Annotated in this window: 16 protein-coding genes; 6 read left to right on the top strand and 10 right to left on the bottom strand. The window is 60.1% G+C overall.

The window, feature by feature from the left end; genetic code table 11:
- Positions 1-106: 106 nt before the first annotated feature.
- The gene (locus ACGYLD_RS06085; RefSeq protein WP_271692663.1) at positions 107-1,333 is read left to right on the top strand and encodes an argininosuccinate synthase; all 1,227 of its coding nucleotides are present in this window, start codon (positions 107-109) and stop codon (positions 1,331-1,333) included.
- A gap of 141 nt (positions 1,334-1,474) precedes the next feature.
- On the opposite strand, the gene ACGYLD_RS06090 is transcribed toward ACGYLD_RS06085, so the two are convergent.
- Positions 1,475-1,888 carry a hypothetical protein gene (locus ACGYLD_RS06090; RefSeq protein WP_067267884.1) on the bottom strand — a complete coding sequence of 138 codons (414 nt, stop codon included), beginning with the start codon at positions 1,886-1,888 and terminating at the stop codon, positions 1,475-1,477.
- Between the two features lie 66 nt (positions 1,889-1,954).
- Entirely contained in the window at positions 1,955-2,653 is a 699-nt protein-coding gene (locus ACGYLD_RS06095) for an HAD family hydrolase (RefSeq protein WP_271692664.1), read from the bottom strand.
- Between the two features lie 154 nt (positions 2,654-2,807).
- On the opposite strand from ACGYLD_RS06095, the gene msrA reads away from it, so the two are divergent.
- A complete protein-coding gene (gene msrA, locus ACGYLD_RS06100; RefSeq protein ID WP_271692665.1) occupies positions 2,808-3,473 on the top strand; it encodes a peptide-methionine (S)-S-oxide reductase MsrA in 666 nt (221 codons plus the stop codon).
- A gap of 15 nt (positions 3,474-3,488) precedes the next feature.
- Here msrA and ACGYLD_RS06105 read toward each other — a convergent pair whose 3' ends face one another.
- Both ACGYLD_RS06105 and ACGYLD_RS06110 read right to left on the bottom strand, forming a co-directional pair.
- Positions 3,489-4,364 carry a ribokinase gene (locus tag ACGYLD_RS06105; RefSeq protein ID WP_271692666.1) on the bottom strand — a complete coding sequence of 292 codons (876 nt, stop codon included), beginning with the start codon at positions 4,362-4,364 and terminating at the stop codon, positions 3,489-3,491.
- On the bottom strand, positions 4,364-6,622 hold the full coding sequence (locus tag ACGYLD_RS06110) for an NADP-dependent malic enzyme (RefSeq protein WP_394401664.1): 2,259 nt from the start codon (positions 6,620-6,622) through the stop codon (positions 4,364-4,366). The genes ACGYLD_RS06105 and ACGYLD_RS06110 overlap by 1 nt, the downstream gene beginning before the upstream one ends.
- 192 nt (positions 6,623-6,814) lie before the next feature.
- Here ACGYLD_RS06110 and mutS point away from each other — a divergent pair, with 192 nt between their 5' ends.
- Positions 6,815-9,436, top strand: a complete 2,622-nt coding sequence (gene mutS, locus ACGYLD_RS06115; RefSeq protein ID WP_394402043.1) for a DNA mismatch repair protein MutS — start codon at positions 6,815-6,817, stop codon at positions 9,434-9,436.
- Positions 9,437-9,467: 31 nt separating this feature from the next.
- Here mutS and ACGYLD_RS06120 read toward each other — a convergent pair whose 3' ends face one another.
- Complete coding sequence (locus ACGYLD_RS06120; protein WP_067267873.1) at positions 9,468-10,031, bottom strand: nucleotide exchange factor GrpE; 564 nt, start codon at positions 10,029-10,031, stop codon at positions 9,468-9,470.
- A gap of 9 nt (positions 10,032-10,040) precedes the next feature.
- On the bottom strand, positions 10,041-11,105 hold the full coding sequence (gene hrcA / locus ACGYLD_RS06125; protein ID WP_271692668.1) for a heat-inducible transcriptional repressor HrcA: 1,065 nt from the start codon (positions 11,103-11,105) through the stop codon (positions 10,041-10,043).
- Positions 11,106-11,215: 110 nt separating this feature from the next.
- Here hrcA and rph point away from each other — a divergent pair, with 110 nt between their 5' ends.
- From rph to hemW, 3 genes are read left to right on the top strand one after another with little or no spacing between them, the layout of a single operon-like run.
- Positions 11,216-11,929 carry a ribonuclease PH gene (gene rph, locus ACGYLD_RS06130; RefSeq protein ID WP_271688630.1) on the top strand — a complete coding sequence of 238 codons (714 nt, stop codon included), beginning with the start codon at positions 11,216-11,218 and terminating at the stop codon, positions 11,927-11,929.
- Complete coding sequence (rdgB, locus tag ACGYLD_RS06135; RefSeq protein WP_271692669.1) at positions 11,926-12,537, top strand: RdgB/HAM1 family non-canonical purine NTP pyrophosphatase; 612 nt, start codon at positions 11,926-11,928, stop codon at positions 12,535-12,537. Before rph ends, rdgB begins: the two co-directional genes overlap by 4 nt.
- The gene (hemW, locus tag ACGYLD_RS06140) at positions 12,530-13,684 is read left to right on the top strand and encodes a radical SAM family heme chaperone HemW (RefSeq protein WP_271692670.1); all 1,155 of its coding nucleotides are present in this window, start codon (positions 12,530-12,532) and stop codon (positions 13,682-13,684) included. The genes rdgB and hemW overlap by 8 nt, the downstream gene beginning before the upstream one ends.
- On the opposite strand, the gene ACGYLD_RS06145 is transcribed toward hemW, so the two are convergent.
- Genes ACGYLD_RS06145 through mnmG form a run of 4 tightly spaced genes read right to left on the bottom strand, consistent with a single transcriptional unit; the run spans position 13,681 to position 17,847 of the window.
- Positions 13,681-14,580: a ParB/RepB/Spo0J family partition protein gene (locus ACGYLD_RS06145; protein WP_067267864.1), complete on the bottom strand. Its 900-nt coding sequence runs from the start codon at positions 14,578-14,580 to the stop codon at positions 13,681-13,683. The two genes, hemW and ACGYLD_RS06145, sit on opposite strands and share 4 nt — an antisense overlap.
- A 12-nt stretch (positions 14,581-14,592) precedes the next feature.
- A complete protein-coding gene (locus ACGYLD_RS06150) occupies positions 14,593-15,390 on the bottom strand; it encodes a ParA family protein (protein ID WP_271692671.1) in 798 nt (265 codons plus the stop codon).
- Positions 15,383-15,988, bottom strand: coding sequence for a 16S rRNA (guanine(527)-N(7))-methyltransferase RsmG (rsmG, locus tag ACGYLD_RS06155; protein ID WP_271692672.1), 606 nt, complete (start codon positions 15,986-15,988; stop codon positions 15,383-15,385). Before rsmG ends, ACGYLD_RS06150 begins: the two co-directional genes overlap by 8 nt.
- Positions 15,985-17,847: a tRNA uridine-5-carboxymethylaminomethyl(34) synthesis enzyme MnmG gene (gene mnmG / locus ACGYLD_RS06160; RefSeq protein ID WP_271692673.1), complete on the bottom strand. Its 1,863-nt coding sequence runs from the start codon at positions 17,845-17,847 to the stop codon at positions 15,985-15,987. The genes rsmG and mnmG overlap by 4 nt, the downstream gene beginning before the upstream one ends.
- Between the last annotated feature and the right edge of the window lie 8 nt (positions 17,848-17,855).

Raw genomic sequence — 17,855 nt, forward strand, 5'->3', positions numbered from 1 at the left:
CATTCGTCGATAGGCGCGCAGCCAGCATAGGTCAACGCGGGCTTCAATCTTGCCCGCGCCCGCGAAAACCGCTACCTCGCTGGGCGAACTTGAAAGGAAACCCGTCATGTCCGCGCCCAAGAAAGTCGTGCTTGCCTATTCCGGCGGCCTCGATACCTCGATCATCCTGAAATGGCTGCAAACCGAATATGGCTGCGAAGTGGTGACCTTCACCGCCGACCTCGGCCAAGGTGAAGAGCTCGAACCGGCCCGCAAAAAGGCCGAGATGATGGGGATCGCGCCCGAGAATATCTACATCGAAGACGTGCGCGAGGAATTCGTCCGCGATTTCGTTTTCCCGATGTTCCGCGCCAACGCGGTCTACGAGGGTCTCTACCTGCTGGGCACCTCCATCGCCCGTCCGCTGATCTCCAAACGCCTCGTGGAAATCGCCGAAGAAACCGGCGCCGACGCGGTCGCACACGGCGCCACCGGCAAAGGCAACGATCAGGTCCGCTTCGAGCTCGCCGCCTATGCGCTCAACCCCGACATCAAGGTCATCGCCCCATGGCGTGAATGGGACCTGTCGAGCCGCACCAAGCTCTTAGCCTTTGCCGAAAAGAACCAGATCCCGATCGCCAAGGACAAGCGCGGCGAAGCGCCCTTCTCGGTCGACGCCAATCTGCTGCACACCTCTTCTGAGGGTAAAGTGCTCGAAGACCCGGCCGTCGACGCACCCGATTACGTCTACCAGCGCACGGTGAACCCCGAGGACGCTCCCGACACGCCCGAATATGTCGAGATCGGCTTCGAGCGCGGCGACGCGGTCAGCATCAATGGCGAAGCCATGTCGCCCGCCACGATCCTCACCAAACTCAACGAGCTCGGCGGCAAACACGGCTGCGGCCGCCTCGATCTGGTCGAGGGCCGTTTCGTCGGCATGAAATCCCGCGGCATCTACGAGACTCCCGGCGGCACCCTGCTGCTCGAAGCGCACCGCGGCATCGAATCCATCACCCTCGACCGCGGCGCCATGCACCTCAAGGACGAGCTGATGCCGAAATACGCCGAGCTCATCTACAACGGCTTCTGGTACAGCCCCGAACGGACCATGCTGCAAGCCGCCATCGATGCGAGCCAAACCCATGTCACCGGCACCGTGCGCCTCAAGCTCTACAAGGGCCATGTCCGCACCGTCGGCCGCTGGTCCGATCACAGCCTCTATTCCGAGGCCCATGTGACCTTCGAAGATGACGCCGGCGCCTACGACCAGAAAGACGCCGCAGGCTTCATCCAACTAAACGCCCTGCGCCTCAAACTCCTCGCCGCCCGCGACAAACGCAGCAAAGGCTGAAGCACGGGACCCCAATCCCCCTTCATCCTTTCTCAAATACCACGGGGGTCCGGGGGCAGCGCCCCCGGCGGCCAGCCCCAAACAGTAACGCAAAAGGCCCGGACGCTACCGCCCGGGCCTTTCTCTTAGCCACCTACCGGATCAATCGGCAGTGACGACCGTCATCACCAGCTCCCCATTCGGTTTGATCGGCCCGTCTTCCTTGGCGCCCAACGTATATTCGAACACGCCGGTTTTCATGCCACCATCTTCGGAATGAACCATCAACATCAGCATATCGCCCGAAGCCACGTCCTCTTGCAGGATCGCGACCACATCCATGTTCTCGCCCGCGCGCAGCGGGGCGTAGCCGACTACGGGGCCGGGCTTCATGTCGGCGTCGGTCCGGTGCACGACCAGCCAGCCATTCTCGCCCGCCATCACCTTATCGGCAGTGACGACGCCATTCGATACATCCTGACCCGAGGCTTCGACCATGGCCATGGCATGGGCATCCGCCCATGCGCCACCGGCGATCATGGACAGGGCGATTGCGGTGCTTGCAAATTTTTTCATCTGGTTTTCCCTCCGTTTGAAATAGCACCGTAGTCACGACAGCTCCGCGAAATAGTTTCGCGGTCTTCAGGAATTTTTTAGACGTTCCGCAAACAGCCGCTCATAGTAGGGCATGGCGGCCTCCAGAACTTCCGCCTCTGCTCCTTTAAGCTCGGGCAGTTCCCCCTCCGGCCCCGCGAAACCGGTGCTGCGATGGATCGCCCCATACCAATGCGGCGCCCAAACCCCATCCTCCGCCCGCGGCCCGGCGGGCCAATGCAGCATCGCAGGATCAAAGGGCAAGTCGATGGCGGCGCAAAGCCTGCGCAGCATCCCCTCCGGATCTGCGCGGATATCACCGCTGTCGATGACAAGTCCGCCCAACCGCTCGAACAGCATGAGTTGCCGGTCAAACCCGATATCCGCCAGGCGGGGTGCTTCGCGCTTTTCCGCATAGCTGGCGATCACCCGGGCCGGATGGCGGATCAGGTGGATGTTCACGCAGTCCTCGGCCCAATCAAGCGGAAACCCGTCGATCATATGCTGCGCCATATGTTTCATATAAAGATGCCGCCCGCCGTGTTGGACAAAGCCAAGAGGTACCCGCGCGGGGTCTTGCTCCTGCGCCGCCAGTACCGCGTCGCGCATCGGATGATCCAGCCCCGTCGCCTTGAGGTAGGCCGCGTAAAATGGCTCATCCATCGCGGTGAAATCCGCACGCGCTCCGAAACTATACATCATCGCAGTGCTGAGGTTGCGCGGCCCTGACCACATCGCAATACGCATGAAAGGCTTCTCCATTGCCGTTGAACCCGGAACGCTAGAAAGAACGCGCCCGCGCGCCAAGTAGTAAATTGCCTTCACCAGAGCGTGACTTTCCCCGCCCCGGCCTTGCGCTATCTCCGCCCCAGCGGCAAGCCTAGGCCTGAGGAGGACCGAAATGTTCCAAAAATCAATGTTCAAACCCGCCATACTGACCCTTGCGATCACTCTGGGCCTCGCCGCGCAGAACCGACCTGCGGCGGCGGCGGAGACCGAGGTGCTGACCGTAGCGGGCGGCTGCTTCTGGTGCGTCGAAGCCGATTTTGAATCCGTCAAAGGCGTGAAAGAGGCCATCTCGGGCTTTGCCGGGGGCCGCACCAAGAACCCGACCTACAAAGAAGTCACCGGCGGCAACACCGGCCATTACGAAGCGGTGCAGATCCAATTCGACCCGGATGTGGTCAGCCGCAAGACACTGCTTGATCTCTTCTTCCGCTCGATTGACCCCACAGATGCGGGCGGGCAATTCTGTGACCGGGGCGAAAGCTACCGGACCGCGATTTTCGCGGGCAGCCCCGCCCAGAAAAGCGCGGCAGAGGCTGCCAAGGCAGAAGCGCGGGCCGCCCTTGGGACCAAGGTCGTGACGCCGATCCTTGGCGATGCGCCCTTTTACCCGGCCGATGATTATCACCAGGACTACTACAAAAGCAGCGACCGGCTGGCGTTCAGCAGTGTCGGCGTGGCTGTGAAAAAATCGGTCGCCTACAAACGCTACCGCAAGGGCTGTGGCCGTGACGCCCGCGTGAAACAGCTTTGGGGCAGCGCGGCCCCCTTCGTGAAGTAACCGCGCTCCAAAAGCCTAGCTGCGAAAATCGTGATCCCGGATCTCTTTCAGATCGGGGATCACATCTGCCGTGCCATGACGCGTGACCATCAAGGCCCCGGCGCGCATGGCCAGATCAATCGCCTGCGGCATGGTCATCCCCCGGTCCAACCCGGCCAGCAGATAGCCAGTAAAAGTATCGCCCGCGCCGGTCGTATCCACCGCATCGACTTGATAGGCGGGGAAGCTCTCGACCAGATGTGCCTTGTTAGAGACCCATTCACAGCCCCGCGCCCCCAGCGTCACCACGATGTCGTCAATCGGCAGTTGCCGCAGCTCGCCCCCCGTCGCGGCCCGCAACTGCGCCGCTTCGACCTCGTTCAGCACCAATAGATCGATCTGTTCGAGGATCGCCGTCACCGCATCCGCATCGAAAGGGGCGGCGGCATAGGCCAGTCGCAGGCCCAAGGTCTTTGCCGTTCGCGCCGCGAACCGCTGCCCGTTAGTTTCATTCTGCATCAACAGCCAATCGCCCGAGGAAGCCTCGCTCAGCGCGGCACCGATCATCTCATCGGTAATCTCGTAATTGGTGCCGGGGAAGATAACGATATTGTTCTCCCCTTCCAGATCCACGGCGATATTGGCGTGACCGGTCACGCCCTCCATCAAGGTGATATGCGCCGTTTCGACCCCATATTCCAAAAGCCGTTCCAGCGCCCAGCCGCCATCGGCGCCCAACGCGCCGACATGCATCACCCGCGTCCCGGCCCGGGCGGCGGCGACAGACATATTGGCCCCCTTGCCGCCCAGCCCCTGCCGGAAATTCCGGGCTGAAATGGTCTCTCCCGGTCCCGGCAGATGGGGCAGCAGATAGAAGTTATCCGCGTTGATAGAGCCGAGGTTCCAGATCATCAGCCCACCTTACAGGCCGCGAGAATGGCCATGTTAAGGATGTCATTCGCCGTCGAGGTGGAAGAGCAGATCTGAATCGACTTATCGAGGCCCGTAAGGATCGGCCCGATCACCGTCGCCCCCGCCATCTCCTGCATCAGCTTGACCGAGATGCTGGCCGAATGCCGCGCTGGCACCACGAGGATGTTCGCAGGGCCGGTCAGCCGCGAGAACGGGTAATTCGCCTGACTGGCCGCGTTCAGCGCCACGTCGACGGTCATCTCACCCTCATATTCGAAATCCACCCCGCGCTGATCCAGCACCTCGGGCGCGAGGTGCATCTTTTCGGCGCGCTCCGAGACAGGGTAGCCGAAGGTCGAGAAGCTGACGAAGGCGACACGCGGCTCAAGCCCCAGATGCCGCGCCACGCGCGCGCCGCTTTCGGCGATATTCGCCAGATCGTTCTCATCGGGCCATTCATGGACCAAGGTGTCGGCGATAAAGACGATGCGCCCTTTGTGCAGCAGCGCCGTAATGCCCGCGGCCCCGGCCTCGGCATTGGCATCAAAAACGTGGTTGAGCCGCTCCAAGACATGCGCCGACTTGCGGGTCGCCCCGGTCACCAGACCGTCGCCATGACCATGCGCCAGCATTAGCGCGGCAAAGACATGGCGATCGCGCGAGGCGAGGCGGTGGATGTCCTTGCGGTCGAACCCTTTGCGCTGCAACCGGCCATAAAGAAAGTCTTTGTAGGTCGCCAGATGCTGGGTGTTGGCGGCGTTCACCACCTCCAACTCGCGCACCGCGTCGGCCATGCCCGCCTCTTCGAGCTTGGCGCGCACGTCGTCCTCGCGGCCCACGACCAGTGCTTTGCCCAAGCCCGCGCGCTGGTACATGACCGCCGCGCGCAGCACCTTGGGATCGTCCCCCTCGGCAAAGATCATCCGGGCCTGATTGGCCCGGGCGCGGGCGTTGATGCCGCGCAGGATGCTCGCCGTCGGGTCCATCCGCGACTTCAGCCCGACCTCATAGGCGTCCATGTCGATGATCGGGCGCCGCGCGGCCCCGGTGTCCATGCCTGCCTTGGCCACGGCGGGCGGAATGCGGTGGATGAGGCGTGGGTCGAATGGCGTAGGAATGATGTAGTCGCGGCCAAAGCTCAGCGTGCGGCCATAGGCCAGCGCCACCTCGTCCGGCACATCCTCGCGCGCCAGTTGCGCCAGCGCATGGGCGCAGGCGATCTTCATCTCGTCGTTGATGGCCCGGGCATGGATGTCGAGCGCGCCCCGGAAAAGATAGGGGAAGCCCAGCACGTTGTTGACTTGGTTCGGGTAATCCGAGCGCCCGGTGGCGACGATGGCGTCCATGCGGACCTCATGCGCCTCTTCGGGCGTGATCTCCGGGTCCGGGTTGGCCATGGCGAAGATCACCGGGTTGTCGGCCATGGAGGCCACCATCGCAGGCGTCACCGCCCCCTTGACCGAGACGCCAAGGAAGACATCCGCGCCCTTCATCGCCTCTTCCAAGCTGCGCAGCTCGGTATTGGCGGCATGGGCCGATTTCCACTGGTTCATGCCCTCGGTGCGGCCTTGGTAGATCACGCCCTTGGTGTCGCACATGATGCAATTGTCGTGTTTCGCGCCCATCGCCTTGAGCAGTTCCAGACAAGCGATGCCCGCGGCCCCCGCGCCGTTGAGCACGATGCGCACGTCCTCGATCTTCTTGCCCGAGAGGTGCAACGCGTTGATCAGCCCGGCGGCACAGATCACCGCCGTGCCGTGCTGGTCGTCGTGGAAGACGGGAATGTCCATCTCTTCCTTCAGGCGCTGCTCAATGATGAAACACTCGGGCGCCTTGATGTCTTCGAGGTTGATGCCGCCGAAGGTCGGCCCCATCAGCTTGCAGGCGTTGATGAAAGCCTCGGTATCCTCTGTATCAAGCTCGATATCGATGGAGTTCACATCGGCAAAGCGCTTGAACAGAACCGCTTTGCCTTCCATCACCGGTTTGGAGGCCAGCGCGCCGAGGTTGCCGAGCCCCAACACCGCCGTCCCGTTCGAGATCACGGCGACCAGATTGCCCTTGTTGGTGTAGTCATAGGCTGTCTCGGGGCTCTCGGCGATGGCCTCACAAGGGACGGCCACACCGGGGGAATAGGCAAGGCTCAGGTCGCGCTGCGTGGTCATCGGCACGGTGGCCGAGATCTCGAACTTGCCGGGGGTCGGTTCGAGGTGAAAGGCAAGCGCCTCTTCAGAGGTGATACGGTTCTTTCTCGTCACGACATTACCCTTATTCTGCTTTGGGATCTTCTTAGCCACGATCCGAGTTCAGCACAACGCAAGCCCCGCGTCAGTGCAAATCGCATGACAAAGACCGCCCAAGGCCCCGCACCCCCTTTCGCTGCGCCGGGGGGTTTTGTAGGGTCCGCGCGGCAACAGGGGGCAGCCGTGCAGACAGAAAAAGTAACGCCAATGATGGCGCAATATCTCGAGCTTAAAGCGGACCATCAGGACGCCTTGCTGTTCTACCGCATGGGCGATTTTTACGAGATGTTCTTTGACGATGCCGTGGCCGCGGCAGAGGCGTTGGACATCGCGCTCACCAAACGCGGCAAGCATCAGGGCAAGGATATCGCCATGTGCGGCGTGCCGGTGCATGCCGCCGAAGGCTACCTGCTGACGCTGATCCGCAAGGGGTTTCGCGTGGCGGTCTGCGAGCAGATGGAAAGCCCCGCGGAGGCCAAGAAACGCGGCTACAAGTCGGTCGTGAAACGCGACGTGGTGCGGCTGGTCACCCCCGGCACGCTGACCGAGGAAAGCCTGCTAGAAGCGCGCCGCCACAACTACCTCGCGGCCTTTGCCGAGGTGCGCGATGCTTGTGCGATGGCTTGGGTCGATATCTCGACCGGTGCGTTTCACGTGATGCCGCTGGCCCAAGTCCGGTTGGGGCCGGAACTGGCGCGGCTATCGCCTTCGGAACTGATCGTCTCGGAGGCGAAAGAGACGGAATTGCACGAGGTTGTCTCTGATTTCGGGATCGCACTGACGGGTCTGGCCCGTTCGGCCTTTGACAGCACCAGTGCGGAAAAACGGGTCTGCGACCTGTTTGATATTGCAACGCTAGAGGCTTTCGGCAGCTTCACCCGCGCCGAAGTCTCCGCCATGGGAGCGGTAATAGAATACCTCACTATCACCCAACGCGGCAAGCTGCCCCTGCTCCGCCCGCCCCAGAAAGAGGCAGAGGCCCGCACCGTTCAGATTGACGCGGCAACCCGGCGCAATCTGGAACTCACCCACTCCCTAAATGGTGGCCGCGCCGGGTCTTTGCTGTCGATCATGGACAATACCGTCACCGCCGGGGGCGCGCGGCTGCTGGAGCGGCGGATCTCAAGCCCCTCGCGTGTTGTCGATGTGGTGACCTCCCGCGCCGATGCGGTGAGCTTTGCCTATGATAACGCCCGGCTCGCGGACGACATCCGCCAGCGTCTGCGCAATGTGCCTGATCTCGACCGCGCGCTGTCACGCCTCTCGCTTGACCGGGGCGGTCCGCGCGACCTTGCCGCGATCCGCAATGGGTTGATCGAAGCCGAGGCTTTGCACCAAAGCCTGACACAACAGGATCTCCCCGACCTGCTTCGCGAAGCTGCCGAAGGGTTGCAGGGCCATGGGGAGCTTATCGACCTTTTGGATCACGCGCTGGTGGCCGAGCCCCCGCTGATGGTGCGCGACGGTGGTTTCATCGCCCCCGGCCATGACGCCGACCTGGACGCCGCGCGCGAGCTGCGCGACGAAGGCCGCAGCGTGATCGCGGGCATGCAGCAGCAATTCGTCACTGACACGGGGATTTCGTCGCTGAAGATCAAGCACAATAATGTGCTGGGATACTTCGTCGAATGCACCGCGACCCATGCGGAAAAGATGCTGAACCCGCCGCTGTCAGAGACCTTTATCCACCGGCAGACCACGGCGAACCAAGTGCGCTTTACCACTGTCGAACTGTCCGAGTTGGAGACGAAAATCCTCAACGCGGGCAACCACGCGCAGGAGATCGAAAAGCGGCTCTACGAAAGTCTTCGGAGTGCTATTCTAGAGCATGCCGCAGAGATCGGCCAAGCCTCCGCCGGGCTGGCCGAAGTCGATCTGGCCACAGGTCTGGCCGACCTCGCCCTGAGTGAGAATTGGACCCGCCCCCGCGTGGATATGTCCCGCGCCTTCGACATCCAAGGCGGGCGGCATCCGGTCGTGGAACGCGCTCTGACCCAGCAATCGGGCGAGCCTTTCATTGCCAATGACTGCGACTTGAGTGCCGAAGGTGAAGCCGCGAACATCTGGCTCCTCACCGGCCCAAACATGGCCGGTAAATCGACCTTTTTGCGCCAGAACGCGCTGATCGCTCTGATGGCGCAGATGGGCAGTTTCGTGCCTGCGAGTTCGGCGCATATCGGCGTTGTTAGCCAGCTCTTCAGCCGCGTCGGTGCCTCAGACGATCTGGCGCGGGGCCGCTCGACCTTCATGGTCGAAATGGTCGAAACCGCCGCGATCTTGAACCAAGCCGATGACCGCGCGCTGGTGATCCTCGACGAGATCGGGCGCGGCACGGCCACCTACGACGGCCTCTCCATCGCTTGGGCCACGCTGGAACATCTGCACGACGTGAACCGGACCCGGGCGCTCTTCGCCACTCATTATCACGAGATGACGGCGCTGGCCGGCAAACTGCCGGGGGTCGACAATGCCACGGTGGCGGTCAAAGAATGGGAGGGTGAGGTCGTCTTCCTGCACGAAGTGCGCAAGGGCGCTGCGGACCGCTCTTATGGCGTGCAGGTGGCGCAACTGGCGGGCCTGCCCGCCCCGGTGATCGCCCGCGCCCGCGTGGTGCTGGAGGCATTGGAGAAAGGCGAACGCGAAGGCGGCGCGACACAAAAGACGCTGATCGACGATCTGCCGCTCTTCGCAGCCAGCCCGCCGCCGCAACCGGCCCCCGCGAAAACCTCGGCGGTCGAAGAGAAATTAGCTGAGATCATCCCCGATGAACTCTCCCCACGTGAAGCGCTTGAGCTGATCTATAAACTGAAAGAGGCGGCCAAATCCTGACCGCCTCCTTCGAAAGTGACTGATTGCGCGCTTAGCTCGCCGGGGTCGAAGACACCCCAACCTGCGCCGGGCGCAGCAGACGGTCGTGCAGCATGAAGCCTTCGGCGGCGACCTGAATGATCTCGCCCGCTACGGTGCCGGGCACCGGGGCCTCGAACATCGCTTCGTGATGCTTGGGGTCGAACTTGTCGCCAACCTCGGGCGCGATCACTTCGATGCCGTGCTTTTTGAAGACGTTCAGCAGCTCGCGCATCGTCAGTTCCACACCTTCAAGCAGCGGGCCAAAGGCCTCTTTCTGCTCATCGGTGGTGGTTTCCAGCGCACGTTTCATGTTGTCATAAACGGGCAGCATGTCACGGGCCAGCTTGGAGCCGCCATAGTTCTCGGCCTCGCGACGGTCCTTGTCGGAGCGTTTGCGCGCATTCTCGGCATCGGCGAGCGCGCGCATGAAACGGTCGCGGTACTGGTCACGCTCGGCGCGCAGTTCCTCAACTGCAAGGGCTTCTTCGTCGATCTCGGCCATGTCTTCGGCGTATTCTTCAGCTTCGGCGCTGTCGATTTCGTCCAAAAAGTCGTTTTCTTTCGGCTCTGCCATGTTCCACCTCTAGTTCCGGTCGGAAATCAGCTTTCCCACCAGTTGTGCCGTGTAGTTCACAATCGGCACGATACGTCCATAATTTAAGCGTGTCGGGCCAATGACACCCACGGCGCCGATCACCTTACGATCAGCGTTCATATAAGGGGAAACGACCAGAGAGGAACCCGAAAGTGAGAAAAGTTTGTTTTCCGAGCCGATAAAAATGCGCACACCGTCCCCATCTTCGGCCAGTTCGAGGAATTCGGCGATGTCCCGCTTGCGCTCAAGATCATCGAAAAGGCTGCGGATACGGTCAAGGTCTTCGGCCTCCGCCTCTCCGCCCAGCAGATTCGACCGACCGCGCACGATCAAACGCTCTGAATGCTCCCCTTCCGCGTCCCACAGCACCGCCCCGCTTTCGACAAGCTGCTGTGCCAGCACGTCGATCTCCTGACGGCGCTTGGTGATCTCCTGCTTGATGCTGCGCTGCAACTCGCTGAGGGTTTTGCCTTCGACGAAAGCATTCAGGAAATTCGCCGCCTCGCGCATCGAACTGGGGGTCTGCCCGGGTGGCGGCGTGAATAGCCGGTTCTCCACATGGCCGTCAGAGAAAACAAGCACCACCAAGGCTCTATCAGGCGAGAGAGAAACGAATTCGATATGTTTGATCGGCGCTTCATGTTTCGGCGTCAACACGAGCGACGCACCATGCGTGACGCCCGACAGGGCCGATCCGATCCGATCCAACAGCCCGCCTACATCAGAGGAATTATTCCCCAGCGTCGCGTCAATCTTCTCCCGGTCGAGCTCGGTCGGATCACCGATCTCGATCATGCCATCGACGAACATCCGCAACCCTAACTGCGTTGGAATGCGCCCCGCTGAGACATGGGGGCTGTCCAGCAGACCCATATACTCAAGATCCTGCATTACATTGCGGATCGTCGCCGCCGAGACCTTTTCGCTGAAGTCCCGCGTCAAGGTGCGCGACCCAACCGGATCGCCACTTTCCAGATAGCCTTCGACCACCCGGCGAAACACTTCGCGGGATCGGTCATTCATGTCTTTCAGCAATTCAGGCGTGTTTTTCATCGGTGCTCGCTCTCTTGTCTAATAAAGGTACAAGCCGGGCAAACGTCAATCGGGGTTGCATCAAAGCCTTGTGGGGCGGTATCCCCGGGCAACATCAAAAAGGATATGTCATGCGTCCCTCTGGCCGGAAACTCGATGAAATGCGCGCCGTCTCGATCGAGACAGGTTTCACCAAACATGCCGAAGGGTCGGCCCTGATCAAGATGGGCGATACCCATGTGCTCTGCACCGCGACGATCGAAGATCGCGTGCCGCCGTTCATCAAAGGCTCCGGTCTGGGCTGGGTCACCGCCGAATACGGCATGCTGCCCCGCGCCACCAACACGCGGATGCGCCGCGAAGCCGCCTCCGGCAAACAAGGGGGTCGCACGGTCGAGATCCAGCGCCTAATCGGCCGTGCCCTGCGGGCCGGGGTCGACCGCTCAGCCTTGGGCGAGCGTCAGATCACCGTCGATTGTGACGTGCTGCAAGCCGATGGCGGCACCCGCTGCGCGTCCATCACCGGCGGTTGGATTGCCCTGCGTCTGGCCGTGAACAAACTGATGAAAGCGGGCGATGTCGTTTCTGACCCGCTGGTCGATCCGGTCGCGGCGGTAAGCTGCGGCATCTACGCAGGCCAACCGGTGCTCGACCTCGACTACCCCGAGGATTCCGAGGCGGGCGTCGATGGCAACTTCATCATGACCGGATCCGGCAAGCTGATCGAAGTGCAGATGAGCGCCGAAGGCTCAACCTATACCCGCGACCAGATGAACCAGCTAATGGACCTGGCCGAAAAAGGCGTCGGCGAACTGGCCACCATCCAAAAATCGGTTACCGCATGACCCGCAAGTTCACCGAAAATCGCATTCTGATCGCCACCCATAACGCCGGCAAACTCGCAGAGATGCGCCAGCTCTTCGCCCCCCACGGGGTTGAAGTGGTCGGCGCGGCAGAGATGAACCTGCCCGAGCCGGAAGAGACCGAGACGACCTTCGTCGGCAACGCCCGGATCAAGGCGCATGCCGCCGCCAAGGCGACCGGCTTGCCCGCATTGGCCGACGATTCCGGCATCGAGGTCGAAGCGCTCGACAATGCACCCGGCGTCTATACCGCCGATTGGGCCGAAACAGAGAATGGCCGCGACTTCGTCATGGCCATGACCAAGACGCGCAATCTGCTAGAAGAAAAGAACGCCCCTCACCCCCGCCGCGCGCGTTTCTGCGCAACGCTGGTGCTGGCATGGCCCGACGGCCATGATGAGGTTTTCGCGGGCAAGGTGAACGGCACGCTGGTTTGGCCGATGCGCGGCGAACAGGGTCACGGCTATGACCCGATGTTCCAACCTGACGGCCATGAGGTCACCTTTGGCGAAATGGACGCCGAGCAGAAAAACAGCATCAGCCACCGCGCGGATGCCTTTGCGAAACTGATTGCGGGCTGTTTTGGCTGAAGATTGGCAACAGGGCGGCTTCGGCCTCTATATCCATTGGCCATTTTGCGAGGCGAAATGTCCCTATTGCGACTTTAACAGCCACGTTAGCCGCCAGATCGACCAAGCCGCTTGGCGGGATGCCTATCTTGCCGAGCTTCAGCGCGCTGCGGATGAGACACCGGGCCGCGTACTTAATGCTGTCTTCTTCGGCGGTGGCACGCCCAGCTTGATGGATCCCGATGTCGTTGCAGACATCATCAGCGCGATCCGGCGCCATTGGCCTACGGCGAACGATCTGGAAATCACCCTCGAAGCCAATCCCGGCTCGGTCGAAGCCGGGCGCTTCGCCGCCTATCGGCAGGCTGGTGTGTCCCGCGTTTCAATGGGCATTCAGGCGCTGAACGATCCGGATCTCAAACGTTTGGGCCGTCTGCATACGGCGAAAGAAGCGATGACTGCTTTCGACATCGCCCGTAATACCTTTGACCGCGTGAGCTTCGATCTAATCTATGGGCGGCAAGACCAATCCGCCGTGGAATGGGAAGCCGAGTTGAAACAGGCTCTATCCCTCGCGATAGACCACATTTCGCTCTATCAGCTGACCATCGAACAAGGCACCGCCTTTGGCGACCGTTACGCCCGCGGAAAACTTCTCGGCCTGCCCGACGAAGATCTCGGCGCGGATATGTTCACCCTGACCCAAGACATCTGCAATGACATGGGAATGCCTGCTTACGAGGTGTCAAACCACGCCCGGGATGGCACCCAATCGCGTCACAACCTGATCTATTGGCGCTATGGGGACTATATCGGCATCGGCCCCGGCGCTCATGGGCGGTTGACGCTGGACGGAGAGAAACTCGCGACGGTTGCTTATAGCAATCCACAGCGGTGGCTCGACGGCGTCGCAAAAGGCGAAGCGGAGAAACCCCGCACCGCCCTGAGCCGAAGCGAACAGGCGACCGAGTTTCTCCTGATGGGCCTGCGCCTAAAAGAAGGCGTCGACCTTACCCGTTACGCCGATATTGCCGGGCATGAGATCGACGACAAAGCCGTCAATCACCTGCAAGACATCGGCATGGCCACGCGTAAGAAAGACAGGTTAATCGTTTCAGATCAGGGCGTTATCGTCCTAAACGCCGTGATCGAAACGCTTCTGCCTTAAGAGCCGCCCAAGAGACGGCAGATCTCATCCAACTGGTCAAGCGTGGTATAGTGCAACGTCACCTTCCCCGCTTCCTGACCCGGTTTATGGTCCAAACTAACCTTCATACCTAGGTTGGCTGACAGGTCGCCTTCAAGCGCCTGTGTATCGGCATCCTTCTCTGGGCGCTGCGAGAGACGCTCTTTATTTACCATATTACCGCGCTCACCGGCCTGATCTTTCTTGACCAACGCCTCGGTCGCGCGGACGGAAAGGCCTCCTTTGATGACCTGCTGCGCCAGTTTCAGCGGATCCTTCGCCGGAATCAGCGCCCGCGCATGGCCCGCGCTCAATTCATTCTGGCGCACCATCTCTTGCACCGGATCTGGCAGGTTCAGCAGACGCAATAGGTTCGCAATATGGCTGCGGCTTTTCCCGAGGGCTTCGGCCATCTTCTCCTGCGTATGGCCGAACTTATCCATCAACTGACGATAGCCCGCCGCTTCTTCGACCGAGTTCAGATCTGCCCGCTGGATGTTCTCAATGATCGCGACTTCAAGCACTTCGACATCGGTGAACTCGCGCACGATCACCGGAAGGCTATGGACCTTCGCGATCTGCGAGGCCCGCCAGCGCCGCTCACCCGCAACGATCTCGAAGTTTCCGTCGGCCAAAGCGCGGACAATCAGAGGCTGAATGACCCCCTTTTCTTTGATTGAGGCCGCGAGATCATCAAGATGCTCTTGCTCAAACCGCTTACGAGGCTGATCCGGGTTCGGTTTAATTCGCTCGATCGGAACGAACTGCTCCGCCGCCGCGGCCCCCTTGGCGGCCACGCTCTCTGTCTCCGCTACGTCTGCCATCAGTGCCGAAAGCCCCCGGCCAAGGCCCCGTTTGCGCTCTTGTTTGTCTGCCATACTGCCACCTTATTAACCATTGTTTCTTGTCAGCTCCGCCGCTAAATCGCGGTAGGCTTGGGCCCCTTTCGATGTGGGATCATAACTCAAAACGGGCATGGCAAAGCTCGGCGCCTCGCTCACCCGAACATTGCGCGGAATCACGGTTTGGAACACCAGTTCACCAAGGTTCGCCCGCGCGTCATTCTCAACCTGTTGCGACAGATTATTGCGGCGATCATACATGGTCAGTAGAACGCCCTCAATTCGCAGGTCTTTATTCCCGGTTTGCCGGACCTCTCTTATCGTCAGCATAAGCTGAGAAAGTCCTTCCAGTGCGAAAAATTCGCTCTGCAAAGGCACCAAGACCGAATGCGCCGCGATCATCGCATTCACCGTCAATAGGTTGAGTGAAGGCGGGCAATCAATCAAGATATAGTCGAACTTGAACTGATCCATCTGCGTCTGCCGCAGCGCGTCGTGCAAAAGAAAACTTCTCTTCTCATTCGAAAAGAGTTCGATGTCCGCAGAGCTGAGGTCAACCGTCGCCGGAACGATAAGTAACCCATCCGTTTCGGTGCGCTGAATGACATCCTGCGGAAGGCTATCGTCCAGCAAGAGATCATATGTCGTAAATTCGCGATCTTCGACTTCGATCCCAAGACCTGTAGAAGCATTGCCCTGCGGATCCAGATCAACCACCAGAATACGCTTCCCAGCTTCCGCAAGCGCAGCGGCAAGATTGATAGTCGTCGTCGTTTTACCAACGCCGCCCTTCTGGTTTGCAATGGCAATGATTTTCGGTCCAGCTGGACGAGAAAGGTCAGACACGGGCGATATCCTTAATCTTTAGAATGGCAGCGTCCGAATTGGTCTTGCTGGTTACCGTCTCTAGGTCGTAGGTCCAATCCTGCCGCGCCTCTAGGTCTTCACGCTTCCAGCTTTGACCTTTAGGGAAAAGTGCAATGCCTCCAAGTTTAAGATGCAACTCGGCGAACCCTAGCAGCTTCGTCAGATCGGCTAAAGCGCGGGCAGATAGCACGTCTGCTTCGAGACATTCGAGTTCTTCGATTCTCTCGGTTTTCACCTTTGCGGCAAGATCAAGTTCTCGAATGGCCGTCCGCAGGAAAGCCGATTTCCTTTGATCACTTTCAACCATGACTACATCGAATTTGCGTTCTTCTTGATTGAGGATCGAAATAACGATGCCCGGGAAACCTCCGCCGCTACCGAGGTCTACCCAATTCCCTGGCCCTGGAGCAAGCTCAAAGATTTGGATGGAATCCAGAATATGGCGAGACCAAAGGTCGTCCAAGCTGCTCTTGGAAACCAAATTAATCTTCGGATTCCATTTCCTCACCAATTCGGCAAAGGCTTTCAGCTTTTCAAATGTTTCACGTGAAACATCGAGGTCATTTTCGGTGCTCATGCTGACTTCTTTCCGGCCCCGCGCTTCACACGAGCAAGAATCAAAGTCAGCGCGGCTGGTGTCATTCCATCAATGCGAGCCGCCTGTGCTATTGTTTCCGGACGCGCGGAAGATACCTTCGACTTCAGCTCGTTAGAAAGGCCTGCAAGATCATCGAAGGAAAAATCAGACGGTATACGAACGTTCTCGTCTTTCTTAAGCACATCGATCTCTTTCTGTTGTCGAGCGATGTAGGTTGCGTAGAGCGCGTCCCGTTCAATCTGCCGACGTATCTCGAATGGAGTTTCTTCCAGGCTGCGATCAAGTGGCAGCAAATCCTCAAACTTCACATCGGGAAACGCGAGAACCTGATAGCCGCTACGCTTTGAACCATCTTGGTTGACTTTGATACCGGCGCTCGCAAGCTCTTTCGGCGTATACTCCGTACCTTCCAGCTTCGCCTTTGTCTCCTCTAGGGAGGAAACCTTCTCCTCGAATCTATCTCGGCGCGCGTCAGAGATACAGCCTAATTGAATCGCCAATGGAGTTAGCCGCTGATCCGCATTGTCCGCCCGTAGCGACAGGCGGAACTCGGCCCGAGAAGTGAACATCCGGTAGGGTTCCGTAACGCCCCGTGTCGTCAGATCATCGACCATAACCCCAATATAGCTTTCGGAACGGGTAAATGTCACCGCATCCCGGCCTTGGGCGCGCAGAGCGGCATTCAAGCCGGCTACGAGTCCCTGCGCGGCCGCTTCCTCATAGCCCGTCGTACCATTGATCTGTCCGGCGAGATAGAGGCCGGGTACGGTACGGACCGCAAGCGTTGATGAAAGAGCGCGCGGATCGACGTAGTCGTACTCGATGGCATACCCGGGTTGCAGAATAGTTGCGTTCTCAAGGCCAACCATGCTTCGGACATAGGCTTCCTGCACATCTGCCGGAAGAGAGGTCGAAATGCCGTTTGGATAGACGGTATGATCATCCGCGCCCTCGGGCTCTAGGAAAACCTGATGCGACTCTTTGTCGGCAAAACGGACGACCTTATCTTCGATCGACGGACAATAGCGCGGGCCTACGCCATCGATATGCCCGCCATACATTGCGGACCTATCGAGATTCTCTCTGATGATCTCATGAGTTTTCTCGTTCGTATGGGTAATACCGCAGGCGACCTGAGGGGCTGAAACCTTGTCGGAGAGGAAGGAAAACAGGACGGGGTCATCGTCCCCGGGCTGCCCTTCCAATATATCCCAGTTGATCGTGCGGCCATCCAGACGGGGCGGCGTCCCCGTCTTTAGTCGGCCCATCGGGAGATTAAAGGAATCGATCCGTTCGGCCAGTTTGACCGACGCTTTGTCCCCCATGCGGCCGCCTTCGTGCGATACGTCTCCGATATGAATGACACCTCGGAGGAAGGTCCCAGTTGTGAGAATTACAGACGCTGCTTTGATGGTCGTTCCGTCGGCCAAGACTACGCCGGCAACGGCTTCTCCATCCATCACGAAGTCGGTAACCTCTCCTTCAATGATGTCGAGGTTCGCTTGCGCGTCGATTTCGCGGAGCATCTCTGTCCGGTAGATTTTCCGATCAGCTTGCGCACGGGGGCCCTGAACCGCGGGGCCTTTCCGGCGGTTTAGGAGACGGAATTGAATGCCGGCCTTATCGGCAACGCGGCCCATGACGCCGTCCATCGCGTCAATCTCTCGTACCAGATGGCCCTTCCCCAGTCCGCCGATGGCCGGATTGCAGGACATGACGCCGATCCCATCGCGGCTCATCGTGACGAGCGCTGTGGGTGCGCCTAGCCGTGCCGAAGCGTGCGCTGCTTCCGCGCCCGCGTGGCCGCCACCGATCACGATCACATCAAAATGTTTCACGTGAAACA

This window comes from Sulfitobacter sp. 1A12056, assembly GCF_043558125.1.
Classification (GTDB): Bacteria; Pseudomonadota; Alphaproteobacteria; order Rhodobacterales; family Rhodobacteraceae; genus Sulfitobacter; species Sulfitobacter faviae.

Coding starts and splice junctions, on each gene's coding strand:
- rdgB (WP_271692669.1), top strand. CDS start 11,926: ATGACCCGCAAGTTCACCGAAAATCGCATTCTGATCGCCACCCATAAC.
- ACGYLD_RS06095 (WP_271692664.1), bottom strand. CDS start 2,653: ATGCGTATTGCGATGTGGTCAGGGCCGCGCAACCTCAGCACTGCGATG.
- mutS (WP_394402043.1), top strand. CDS start 6,815: ATGATGGCGCAATATCTCGAGCTTAAAGCGGACCATCAGGACGCCTTG.
- rph (WP_271688630.1), top strand. CDS start 11,216: ATGCGTCCCTCTGGCCGGAAACTCGATGAAATGCGCGCCGTCTCGATC.
- ACGYLD_RS06090 (WP_067267884.1), bottom strand. CDS start 1,888: ATGAAAAAATTTGCAAGCACCGCAATCGCCCTGTCCATGATCGCCGGT.
- ACGYLD_RS06145 (WP_067267864.1), bottom strand. CDS start 14,580: ATGGCAGACAAACAAGAGCGCAAACGGGGCCTTGGCCGGGGGCTTTCG.
- msrA (WP_271692665.1), top strand. CDS start 2,808: ATGTTCCAAAAATCAATGTTCAAACCCGCCATACTGACCCTTGCGATC.
- ACGYLD_RS06120 (WP_067267873.1), bottom strand. CDS start 10,031: ATGGCAGAGCCGAAAGAAAACGACTTTTTGGACGAAATCGACAGCGCC.
- hrcA (WP_271692668.1), bottom strand. CDS start 11,105: ATGAAAAACACGCCTGAATTGCTGAAAGACATGAATGACCGATCCCGC.
- rsmG (WP_271692672.1), bottom strand. CDS start 15,988: ATGAGCACCGAAAATGACCTCGATGTTTCACGTGAAACATTTGAAAAG.
- ACGYLD_RS06105 (WP_271692666.1), bottom strand. CDS start 4,364: ATGATCTGGAACCTCGGCTCTATCAACGCGGATAACTTCTATCTGCTG.
- ACGYLD_RS06085 (WP_271692663.1), top strand. CDS start 107: ATGTCCGCGCCCAAGAAAGTCGTGCTTGCCTATTCCGGCGGCCTCGAT.